Consider the following 11,748-nt stretch of genomic DNA (forward strand, 5'->3'; position numbering starts at 1 on the left):
CCTTTTAAGGGGAGTCGTGCCATGACCACCGTACACTCAACTGCGAAACCGACAGCATGCTTGGCGCTTGCAGACGGCACTGTTTTCTACGGCAAAGGGTTCGGGGCCACAGGCACCACCACCGCCGAGTTGTGTTTCAACACCGCCATGACCGGCTATCAAGAAATCATGACAGACCCGTCTTACGCGGGTCAAGTCGTGACTTTTACGTTTCCACATATCGGCAACACCGGTGTAAACGCGGAAGATGACGAAACGTCCGATCCCGTCGCTGCAGGCATGGTGGTCAAATGGGACCCCACAGACCCATCGAATTGGCGCACAGAAAACGAGCTAAGCCCATGGTTGTCTGCACGCGGACGTATCGGCATGGGCGGCATTGACACCCGCCGGCTGACCCGCGCGATCCGCCAACAAGGTGCACCGCACGTCGCCATGGCCCACGATCCTGAAGGCAACTTTGACATCGCAGCACTGGTACAAATGGCGCGTGATTTCAAAGGGTTGGAGGGCACCGATTTGGCCAAAGACGTCACTTGCAAACAATCCTATGTATGGGACGAAATGCGGTGGGCTTGGCCTGATGGTTTCCCAAAACGCACCAGCAAAGGCTTTAAGGTCGTGGCCATCGATTTTGGGGCCAAACGCAATATTCTACGCTGCCTCGCCTCTGCCGGTTGCGATGTCACCGTCCTACCGGCCTCTGCCACGGCAGAAGAGGTGCTTGCACACGCGCCAGACGGCGTTTTCTTGTCCAATGGCCCCGGTGACCCTGCAGCGACCGGCGTCTATGCCGTTCCGATGATCAAAGCTGTCTTGGCCGCTGATATCCCTGTGTTTGGCATCTGTCTTGGTCACCAAATGCTGGCATTGGCGCTTGGGGCCAAAACCGTCAAGATGAATCACGGCCACCACGGTGCAAACCACCCTGTAAAAGATAAAGACACAGGCAAGGTTGAAATCACATCAATGAACCACGGTTTTGCTGTGGATGCGCAAACATTGCCCGCAGGTGTTGTCGAAACACATGTCTCATTGTTTGATGGGTCTAACTGTGGGATCAAGGTTTCTGGAAAACCTGTATTTTCAGTTCAGTACCACCCAGAGGCCTCCCCTGGTCCGATGGACAGCTACTACCTGTTTGAACGCTTTGCAGAGGCTATGACAGCCCGCGCGGCAGCTTAAACCACTGATTATATTTCGATGAAGCCGGCTTTCTAAGTCGGCTTTTTTCGTAAAACATGCGAAACAATCCATATCTATCGCAGTTTAGGAACCATCTCCTCACCAAACATGGTTAATAATTAACGGGCCATTAACCATCTTAGGTCATCCTAGCGTAGGGACAAAATCCCTCGCTCGGACTGGATTTTTGGTGGGACATGACGCAACTGCGGCACGGTATATTTAAAGCTTCTCCCTTTAGGGACGCGGGCCCACAGGCGTTTCGAGCCTCAAACAACGCCAGCCGAACACCAATCGGGCAAATGCTTGTCGATATAGGCGCGCTGACCGCGCAAGATTTGGTTCGCGCCACTGCGATGCGTCAACGCCATGATGCGCGGATCGGCGATATTTTGTTGGCGCATGGCATGGTGAACGAAACGACTCTATACGCCATTTTGGCCAAGCAATATGGCGCGGAAGTCGCGAATTTCGACGCCCATGCCGCAGATGTACGCTTGATTGATGCGCTTGGGGCCGACGAATGCTTGCGCAAAGGGCTCCTGCCGTGGCGTCGCGTTGGCTCAACCGTGCTTATCGCATCCTGCCGCCCCGAACAATTCGAAGACATGCGCCCCCGTCTGACGGCGCTGTTTGGGCCTGTGCGCATGGCGGTGATTTCAGAAACAACGATGCATGAGGCTTTGATGCAATCGCGTCAACGCAAGCTTGCAAAGGCCGCAGAGACCCGCGTTGCAGCTCATGAAAGCTGTCGCGAACTTGATATTGCCCGCCTCACCCGTGTGATGTCGGCCATTGGTTTCGTTGTCATTGCCGCGACAGTTGCCTTTCCACATGCGATGTTTTTGGCTCTGGTGTGCTGGGCCATTTTGGTCCTTGTCATCACATCTATCTTGAAACTTGCGGCCGCGTTTGCACAGGCGCGTGTGTCGCAAAAACGCCAATCTACCTTTAGCACGACACGGCGTACGCAAAAATTACCCACCGTGTCGGTGATGGTACCGCTGTTTCATGAACGCGAGATTGCAGGACGGCTGGTCAAGCGCCTGTCAAAACTGACCTATCCGCGCGAACTTTTGGACATTTGCCTTGTGGTTGAGGAAGATGACACCATCACCCAAGACGCCGTCGCGCGTACAGACCTGCCCCGTTGGATGCGGATGATTGTTGTGCCCCGTGGCGGCGTCAAAACCAAACCGCGGGCGTTGAACTTTGCACTCGATTTTTGCCGTGGCACACTTATTGGCATCTATGATGCAGAAGACGCACCCGAGCCGGACCAAATCCACAAAGTGGCGCATCATTTTGCCCAAGCGCCCCCCGATGTGGCCTGCGTGCAAGGTATTCTGGATTTTTACAACGCCCGCACCAACTGGCTTGCACGGTGTTTTACCGTTGAATATGCCTCTTGGTTTCGCATTATTTTGCCTGGGTATGAACGCCTTGGGCTGGTCGTACCATTGGGGGGGACAACTTTGTTTTTCCGCCGTGAAGCCATTGAAAAGCTTGGCGGTTGGGATGCTCATAATGTGACAGAGGATGCAGATCTGGGCATTCGATTGGCCCGCCATGGCTATCGCACCGAGCTTATTCGTACCGTCACCGACGAAGAGGCAAATTGCCGGTTGTGGCCATGGATCAAACAGCGATCACGCTGGCTCAAAGGCTATGCGATGACTTGGGCGATGCATATGCGCAATCCACGCAAATTATTGGCAGATTTGGGCTGGTGGAAATTCTTTGGCGTACAGGTTTTGTTCTTTGGGGCTTTGTCCAATTTCTTACTTGCGCCGCTGCTGTGGTCGTTTTGGTCTATGCCGCTCGGACTGCATCATCCGTTACAAGACGTCGTGCCAAACGGAACTTTCTTGGCATTGGGCGCTTTGTTTTTAATGTCAGAAGTGATCACCGTCGCAATTGGCATGCTGGCCACCTCAACGCCGAAACACAAAGGGCTTTGGAAATGGGTGCCCACATTGCATTTCTATTATCCACTGGGCACTCTGGCCGCGATCAAAGGGTTGTGGGAAGTGGTCACGCGACCATATTATTGGGATAAAACCGCCCATGGTTTGCATGATCTGATTGCAGATCCAGATCACCAAGACAACGTCTCCCCCCAAGTTGAACAAAAGCCGAAGATATCTGTCCAAGATGCAGGCAGCGCAACCGGCGACCAACTGAATGTTGACGCTTTTGCGGTGACACAGAGCGCACAAACCCATTCGGATGCGACGGTTCTACACTCTACTGCGCCCTTGGTTTTAAAGCCCTGCAACCGTGTTGCCATAGGGGACGTGCCATATAAATTAACGCAGGCCAATCGCGTTGATCCACCGACTTTCAAACACGCGTCAGGGTTTCGTGAAGCCCGCGCAGATTTTGACAATATGCCAGCGGCAACACCTAGGCAGCGACGCCTGACCTTTGGATTGAATTTGGCATATGATGTGAAAGACATCGTGCCAGTGTCAGAGCCAGTGCAAAACGACGCAGGCTTCACTGGTGCGAACAGTGATCTGTCACCTGTACGCCCAGCGCCAAAACGTCATGGCTCCGACACATCGGCACATGAAAACCCAATCGCCACCGGCCAGAATATTATGCCAAAATTGCTGCAAAATCTACCGCGCCCAGTCGCGGACAACGCACAAATGGCGCCCGATATGGCGCATACGGCGGCGTTTTCAGACACACCCGAGTGGTTGCCTGTATCGCCCCGTCAAAAACTCCGTCGTTTAAAACGCGCAATCAACGGCCTGAGCCCAAAGCGGAAATAAATTCTTAACGCTCTGTTTCCGCATCTATTTTAAGGCGCGTCACAAAGGCCTTGGAAATATGATTGCTTAAAGCGGCATGGGCGGCATTGCCATCACCAGCCTCAATCGCGGATACGATTTGATTGTGTTCATCGATGGCTTCTGCCCCACGTCCTTCGACGGCCAAAGAGGTCGTCGCCAAAAGCGCCATGGAGCGATGCACCAAATCCAACTGCTTGACCAAATAGCGATTGTGCGACGCCAAATGAATCTGTTTGTGAAACCGTCTGTTCGCCTTTGAAAGCGCATCAGGATCAGCGACCAAAGCGCGATCTTCATCGACCATATCACGCAGCACGCGGATTTCTTCCGGGGTGGCATGGCGCGCGGCCAATCGTGCGGCCAAACCTTCAAGTTCAGTACGCACCACGTAAAGATCAGCCATTTGATTGTGATCCAAGGAAGCCACAATCAATGAGCGCCCATCGCGGGTGAGCATAGATTGGGTTTCCAACCGTTGCAGCGCCTCGCGAATTGGGGTGCGCGACACACCAAAGCGTTCGGCAAGCTCGCTTTCAACCAAGCGATCACCAGGGCGATAAATACCTGTATCGATGGCTTCCAAGATCAAACTATAGGCGTCTTTTTGTCCGACGGCCTGTCCAGAGATCTGGCCTGAAGCGTGATCTTTATGTGCATCTTTCATCGGCGTCCCCTTTACCGTACGAGGCTGCACCATAAACAGGCCCGTTGCGATGGTTCAAGCTTTAACAGGCTAAAGGGGCTTGTTTGATCCAAACCGCAGGCCTAACAAGGGGCCATGGTGCAAAAACAATTCTCTCATGTGCGCACGTGGATCTTTGATCTCGACAACACGCTTTACCCGCCTGCAACCTCGTTGTTTCCGCAAATCGAGATCAAGATGACGGCGTTTATGATGCAAACTCTTGGCGTTTCCCACGCTGAGGCGAGCGCCCTGCGCACCACATATTGGCGTGATCATGGCACCACATTGGCAGGGCTGATGAAGCTGCACGGCGTAGAGCCCTATCCCTATTTGGAAGATGTGCACGACATTGATTTCACTGTACTTGATCCTGCCCCAGAGCTGCGCAAAGCGATTGAGGCGCTCCCTGGACGCAAAATCATTTTTACAAATGGCACCGCGCCCTATGCAGGCGATGTGCTAGAGGCACGTGGGCTGTCTGGTGTGTTCGATGCCACCTACGGCGTTGAACACGCAAACTTTGAGCCAAAACCAAACGCTGATGCCTATACGCGTGTCATTGAACAAGACGGGCTGGATCCCACCGAAGCCGCGATGTTCGAAGATGATCCTCGCAACCTAGAAGTGCCACATGCCTTAGGCATGAAAACCGTCCACGTCGCCCCCAAAAATGAGATCACGGGGCGTGAGTATATTCATCACCATACGGATGATTTGGCGCGTTTTTTAGTCAGCACCCAATAAAAACGACGATAGATATAATCCACAGGCCTTGCTGCTTTATGAGCATTTGAGTTCTATATCGCCAAGGTCTGAGGTTGTCATGCGACACCCCGCCACCCTGAAGTACTGACAGTCTTTCGTTAAAAGCTGACTTTGAAATACATCATTGACGGAGAGTCAGAATGACGCACGCGCAGACCAGCCCTTTGACAGACACTGAACACCATGATGAGAAATATATCGCAACACCGCGTCAAGTTGCTATGACGCTGACGATCATCAGCCTCCTTGGTGCAGTCATTGCTGGGGCCATCGCGCTGTTTGGCTGGCCTGTTCTGGGTCTTGTGGCCTTGGCCTGTGTGCCAATCGTTTTTGTCTGCTTGATTCTTTTGACCGTCGGCAAATAGAACTTTCCTCTGACACCACCCTGAGACAGGCTGCCGCTTGGACATTGCATGGATTTGCGCCTATCACTTGGGCTCAGACTTGCACTGACGCCAAGACTTGCAACATTTGCGCCACCATGCGCGAAGGAATAACCCATGACCCAGACAGCTCAGAAACCCAACCGCCCCAAAGTCGATGTGCTTGTTGTTGGCGGGGGCATTTCAGGCATGATTGCGGCGGCGGCTTTTGGCGCCTCTGGGTTTAAAACCTTGATGATTGACCCTGTTCCGCCTGTGATCGTAGGCGATGAGGTTGGCACTGATTTACGCTCGACCGCATTTTTACGCCCTGCGCGCGATCTGTTTGAAAAAATTGGCGTTTGGGACCAGCTTGCCCCCCATGCCACACCGCTTGAGGGTCTGCGCATTGTCGACACTACTGACGGCCCAGACGGGCCTGTGTTGCGCAACGAGCGTCAGTTTGAAGGGCGTGAAACAGCCGACGAACCCTTCGGGTGGAATTTTCTCAACTGGCACATGCGGCGCGAATTGATGCGCATTTTGCCGAACATCCCACAAACCGAAATCCGCTATGGCGTTGGGTTCAAATCCATGTTGACCCGCACGGGGTCTGCCATTGTTACATTGACGGACGGCGCGTCGGTTGAGGCGAAATTGGTTGTGGCCGCCGACGGGCGCGACTCGTCTGTGCGCACAGCCGCAGGGGTCGGAGTGTCCACCACGCGCTATGGGCAAAAATCGCTGGCCTTTACAGCCTTTCACGACGTGCCACACGGCAATCTATCGACCGAGATTTACCGCGATGGGGGCCCTTTCACCATGGTGCCGTTGAAAGACATAGACGGCAGGCCAGCCTCCGCCATCGTTTGGATGAACAAAGGCCCTAAGGCGATTGAGCTTTTGAACATGGATATACCTGCCTTTAACGCAGAGATGACGGATCGCTCGGCGGGGCTTTATGGCAATCTTGAACTGGCCTCACAGCGCGGGGTCTTTCCCATCATCACCCAAGTGGCGGATCAATTGTCCGCACAGCGAGTCGCGATTATCGCGGAAGCCGCACATGTGCTGCCCCCGATTGGCGCGCAAGGTTTGAACACATCGCTGAACGATCTGGCCGAACTGTTGACACTGTGCGAGGCCAATGGCGGCGATATAGGTCATACTGCCATGCTTGACGCCTATGCGCGCAGCCGACACCGCGACATCACCGCCCGCGCCCGCGTCGTGGATCTGTTCAACCGTGTGGTGCAATCCGAAGACAGCATTTTGCAATCTGTGCGCCTGCTGGGTCTCAAAGCCGTTCATGATATCAAGCCTGTACGAATGGGTGTCATGCGTGCAGGGCTTGGGCCACTTTAAAACCCACGCCTCACCAAAGCTCATGCTTGAGACGCGACTGGATGCCATCCTATTCAGCCAGAACAGTCGCGTATTTGCGCAAAAGCCACGCTTTTCCCACGACATGCGACAGGATCGGCAAGCCGCTAGACAAATTAACACTTTTAGCCTTAACCTTAACCCTTAGACGCGTGGTGCTGCGCAAAGGGTCTCGGTAGAAGACCTGTAGCCCATAGATAAGCGTCATCTTGAGGCAGCGGGTGTCAAAACCCAAGACATACAGGCAAAGCATATGGCAACCGAAGAGATTCTCGTGATGGGCTCGTCCCTTCTCGACAACGTTTCTGTTAGTACAAACCACGGCGGCCAAAATGGCGGTCGCGTGATGATCAAAAACGGTGACACCGATTTTGATACAGACGATGTCATCGTCATTACAGTGGAAGACGTCTATAATGGTGAGGTGACAGGCCAAAGCAAGGTCGTGGGCATCATCGTCTACGATTCCCCCACCGACTATGTAAATGGTACGGTGAAATACACCTATGAGCCTATGAACCCTGGACAATCGGCCACGATTCAAAGCGATCTTTCAGGGCTGGGCGATACATATCTGCGCTTTAACGCAAACGTGCTGGTCTCTTCTGATGGTGGCCCAAGTTTGAACAATGTATTGATTGCCCCAGGACAAGACCTCACAGACCTGCGCCCGATCATCCAGATCGACCATGAAACCGACATGGATTATGATGGCGATGGCGTGATCGACAAGATTGGCGATGGCAATTTCAACGTCGACAACAACGTCTTTGCCGAAGATATCATCGGGGCTGCCGTATGCTTGACCCGCGGTACGCTGATCGACACTCCAAATGGCCCGAAATACATCGAGACCCTGAAAGCGGGCGACATGGTCAACACGCTCGACAATGGCCCGCAAGCCATTCGTTGGATCGGCGCGCGTACAATGCCCGCGCAAGCCGCGTTGGCGCCTGTGCTGATCAAAGCTGGTGCCATGGGCAATCTGCGTGATCTCAAAGTGTCGCAAAACCACCGCATGTTGGTGCGCGGCCCCCAAGCACAAATCCTGTTCGGTGAACGTGATGTTCTGGTCGCCGCCAAACATCTGGTCAACGACGATAAAATCCGCATCGTGAGCGGTGGAACAGTCGATTATTTCCACATGCTGTTTGACACACACCAGATCATCTTCGCCGAAAGTTGCCCCACTGAAAGCCTGTTTCCGGGTCAAGAGGCCCTCGATGCCGTGTCTGGTGATGCACGCGCAGAGATTCTAACCATCTTCCCCGAACTGAGTGATGACAGCAGCACAGCTCAATTGTCACGTTATGAGTTGAAATCATGGGAAGCAGAAGCCCTCAAACGCGCTGTTTAGCCAATATTACTGACGGCGGCGGGCGGGCATAGGCCTTGCCCCCCGCCCTGCCATATCTTAGAACGCGGATGAACCTGATTTACCGGAGCCCGCGTCATGCTTGACACCATTCAATACACAAGTCCAAAGCCCAAAGTGATTGCGGGTGCAAAACACGACTGGGAACTGGTCATCGGTCTTGAAATTCACGCTCAGGTGCAAAGCAACGCCAAGCTGTTTTCCGGCGCCTCTACGCAATTCGGTGCAGAGCCCAACTCGAACGTGGCTTTCGTTGACAGCGCCATGCCCGGCATGCTGCCAGTGATCAACGAATACTGTGTCGAACAAGCGGTGCGTACAGGTCTTGGCCTGAAAGCCAAAATCAACCTGTTCTCAGCCTTTGATCGCAAAAACTATTTTTATCCTGATTTGCCCCAAGGGTACCAAATTTCGCAGCTCTATCACCCCATCGTGGGCGAAGGCGAAGTTCTGGTTGATATGGAACCCGGTGTGGCACGCAAAGTGCGCATCGAGCGCATCCACTTGGAACAAGACGCGGGTAAATCCATCCACGATATGGACCCGACCATGTCGTTCGTCGACCTCAACCGCACCGGTGTTGCATTGATGGAAATCGTATCGTTTCCAGATATTCGTGGCCCCGAAGAAGCCGCTGCCTATGTGTTGAAGCTGCGCCAAATTCTACGGTATTTGGGGACATGCGATGGCAACATGCAAAACGGCTCTATGCGTGCAGATGTGAACGTCTCTGTCTGCCGTGTTGGCCAATACGAGAAATTTGCAGAAACAGGTGATTTCAGTCACTTGGGCACGCGTTGTGAGTTGAAAAACATGAACTCCACCCGCTTTATCCAAGCTGCAATCGACTATGAGGCGCGCCGCCAAATCGCCATCATCGAAGACGGTGGAGAGATCAAGCAAGAAACACGCCTGTACGATGCGGACAAGAACGAAACCCGTTCTATGCGCTCTAAAGAAGAAGCGCACGATTACCGTTACTTCCCTGATCCCGATCTTTTGCCTTTGGAAATCGAACAGGCTTGGGTGGATGACATCAAAGCCAGCTTGCCTGAATTGCCAGACGAGAAAAAAGCCCGTTTTGTGATCGAATTTGGCCTGTCCGAATATGACGCATCGGTCTTGACCGCAGACACCGCCAATGCCGCTTATTTTGAACGCGTGGCAGAGGGCACAGACGGCAAACTGGCCGCCAACTGGGTGATCAACGAATTGTTTGGTCGTTTGAAAAAAGACGACAAAGACATTGCAGACAGCCCTGTGTCAGCCGAACAGCTTGGCGGCGTGGTCAAATTGATCAAATCCGGCGACATCTCTGGCAAAATCGCCAAAGACCTGTTCGAGATCGTCTACACTGAAGGCGGCGATCCAGCACAGATCGTCGAAGAGCGCGGCATGAAACAGGTCACAGACATGGGCGCCATCGAAGCGGCTGTGGACGCAGCTATCGCAGCCAATCCTGCACAGGTCGAAAAAGCCAAACAAAACCCCAAACTGGTTGGGTTCTTTGTGGGTCAGGTGATGAAAGCGTCAGGCGGCAAAGCCAACCCTGCAGCGGTGAACGAATTGGTTGTGAAAAAGCTTGGGCTTTAACCAAACCCGAACTTTACGATCATGAAAATTGAAAAACGGGGCGCTCATCGGAGGCCTCGTTTTTTTACGCGTTAACAGAAGTTTGCGATCATTAGCAAAAACGCAAACCTTTTCATGCAATACACAGTCCATTAAGGTCTAACTAAGCCAGCCAATAACGGAGCCTTCCATGTCAGCCTACGAGTACCGCGTCATCCCTGCCCCACGCCGAGGCGAAAAAGCCAAGGGCATCAAAACCCCTGAGGCCCGCATGGCACAGGCTATGGAAACCCGCCTGAATGCCCTTGGTGAAGAGGGCTGGGAATATCTGCGCTCTGATGTTGTGCCCATGGAAGAACGTGCAGGGCTGACCTCCAAAACCGTAAGCTACCACACCGTATTGATTTTCCGCCGCGACGCCGATTTCGGTATGTTCACGGAAGAAAACAAAGGCTTCGGCACCTTTGCCCAAGAGGACGCCGACGCGTTGGCCGCCGCCGAAGAAGCCGAAGCTTTGGCGGATGACGCCACAGCACAGGCCGCAACACAGACGGAAACCAACGACAACGACGATCAAACCGATGCAGAGCGCGCCTAGATCACATTAAACGTCCAAATCAAGTGCCAGTGCATGAATGCGCGGCACGATATCGCCAAGCGCCTTATGCACGGCACGATGTCGCGCCACGCGGGACAGCCCGTCAAAGGCGGCGGAGCGGATCAAAACGTTGAAATGCGTTTCGCCGTCGCCACCAGGATTGCCCGAATGCCCCGCATGCGAGGCACTGTCATCGACCACTTCCAAGCGTGTCGGCGAAAAAGCGTCGGTCAATCGTGATTTCATGTCATCTGAGATCGACATTTAGGCTTTCTCCTCTTTCCAAATTCTCCATATCGTCTATGGTCTTTTGCCTGAGTCTAGAAGGTTAAACCACATGCAAAAAGACGATCCCTTTGGTTTCGATATGTCCGCAGCGAAGGACAAACAAAAGCGTCGCGGCGGACGCCGCGGCATGTCAGGTGCGTTCGAGACCTCGAAAAGAGAGTGCGAACACGAAGGATGTACCGAAGCCGGTCAATACCGCGCCCCGCGCTCCCCTGATCATTTGGATGAATTCAAATGGTTCTGCAAAGAACATGTTCGGGCTTATAACCTGAAATGGAATTTTTTCGACAATGCAACGCCAGAAGAAATAGACGAACAGCATAAGGCATCGGAAACGGGTGAACGCCCGACCAAGCCTTTTGGCCGTAAAGTCACCAGCGAAGAACGCGCTTGGGCGCGTCTCGGCGTGGATGATCCGCATCAAGTTTTGGGTGAAAACGCCACACAAAACCCCGGACGAAGCGACCCCGGTGCCTCAACCCGCAAACTGCCACCCCTTGAGCGTCAAGCGATTGAGATTCTGGAAGTCAAAGATCACTGGACCAAGGCCGAGATCAAAAAGCAGTACCGCAGCTTGATCAAAGTCTTGCACCCAGACGTCAACGGCGGCGACCGATCACAAGAAGAACAGCTGCAACAAGTTGTTTGGGCATGGGATCAAGTCAAAGAAAGCCGCTGGTTCAAGTAAGCCACCGATTTTAAGTCAGCTTGGCGCATCAGATACTAAAAAGGCC

The 11,748-nt window shown here is 53.4% G+C and carries 11 protein-coding genes; 9 read left to right on the top strand and 2 right to left on the bottom strand.

The window, feature by feature from the left end:
* The first annotated feature begins 21 nt into the window (after positions 1–21).
* Entirely contained in the window at positions 22–1,185 is a 1,164-nt protein-coding gene (gene carA / locus KO497_RS07890) for a glutamine-hydrolyzing carbamoyl-phosphate synthase small subunit (RefSeq protein WP_215943420.1), read from the top strand.
* A gap of 302 nt (positions 1,186–1,487) precedes the next feature.
* Positions 1,488–3,965, top strand: coding sequence for a glycosyltransferase family 2 protein (locus tag KO497_RS07895; RefSeq protein ID WP_215943421.1), 2,478 nt, complete (start codon positions 1,488–1,490; stop codon positions 3,963–3,965).
* Between the two features lie 4 nt (positions 3,966–3,969).
* On the opposite strand, the gene KO497_RS07900 is transcribed toward KO497_RS07895, so the two are convergent.
* Complete coding sequence (locus KO497_RS07900) at positions 3,970–4,650, bottom strand: GntR family transcriptional regulator (protein ID WP_215943422.1); 681 nt, start codon at positions 4,648–4,650, stop codon at positions 3,970–3,972.
* 114 nt (positions 4,651–4,764) lie between these two features.
* Between KO497_RS07900 and KO497_RS07905 the strand changes: the two genes are divergently transcribed.
* From KO497_RS07905 to KO497_RS07930, 6 genes are all read left to right on the top strand, one after another.
* On the top strand, positions 4,765–5,415 hold the full coding sequence (locus KO497_RS07905) for a pyrimidine 5'-nucleotidase (protein ID WP_215943423.1): 651 nt from the start codon (positions 4,765–4,767) through the stop codon (positions 5,413–5,415).
* 161 nt (positions 5,416–5,576) lie between these two features.
* Positions 5,577–5,801, top strand: a complete 225-nt coding sequence (locus KO497_RS07910) for a hypothetical protein (RefSeq protein ID WP_215943424.1) — start codon at positions 5,577–5,579, stop codon at positions 5,799–5,801.
* A 135-nt stretch (positions 5,802–5,936) separates the two neighbouring features.
* Positions 5,937–7,163: an FAD-dependent monooxygenase gene (locus KO497_RS07915; RefSeq protein WP_215943425.1), complete on the top strand. Its 1,227-nt coding sequence runs from the start codon at positions 5,937–5,939 to the stop codon at positions 7,161–7,163.
* A 271-nt stretch (positions 7,164–7,434) separates the two neighbouring features.
* Positions 7,435–8,538: a Hint domain-containing protein gene (locus KO497_RS07920; RefSeq protein ID WP_215943426.1), complete on the top strand. Its 1,104-nt coding sequence runs from the start codon at positions 7,435–7,437 to the stop codon at positions 8,536–8,538.
* A gap of 96 nt (positions 8,539–8,634) precedes the next feature.
* Positions 8,635–10,149 (top strand): Asp-tRNA(Asn)/Glu-tRNA(Gln) amidotransferase subunit GatB, encoded by a 1,515-nt coding sequence (gatB, locus tag KO497_RS07925; RefSeq protein WP_215943427.1) that lies wholly within the window; start codon positions 8,635–8,637, stop codon positions 10,147–10,149.
* Between the two features lie 169 nt (positions 10,150–10,318).
* Positions 10,319–10,726, top strand: a complete 408-nt coding sequence (locus KO497_RS07930) for a DUF4177 domain-containing protein (protein ID WP_215943428.1) — start codon at positions 10,319–10,321, stop codon at positions 10,724–10,726.
* A 6-nt stretch (positions 10,727–10,732) separates the two neighbouring features.
* Here KO497_RS07930 and KO497_RS07935 read toward each other — a convergent pair whose 3' ends face one another.
* A complete protein-coding gene (locus KO497_RS07935; RefSeq protein WP_215943429.1) occupies positions 10,733–10,990 on the bottom strand; it encodes a BolA family protein in 258 nt (85 codons plus the stop codon).
* A 73-nt stretch (positions 10,991–11,063) separates the two neighbouring features.
* Here KO497_RS07935 and KO497_RS07940 point away from each other — a divergent pair, with 73 nt between their 5' ends.
* On the top strand, positions 11,064–11,702 hold the full coding sequence (locus tag KO497_RS07940; RefSeq protein ID WP_215943430.1) for a DnaJ domain-containing protein: 639 nt from the start codon (positions 11,064–11,066) through the stop codon (positions 11,700–11,702).
* The last annotated feature ends 46 nt before the right edge of the window (positions 11,703–11,748 follow it).

The organism is Pacificibacter marinus (genome assembly GCF_018860665.1).
Lineage (GTDB): Bacteria > Pseudomonadota > Alphaproteobacteria > Rhodobacterales > Rhodobacteraceae > Celeribacter > Celeribacter marinus_A.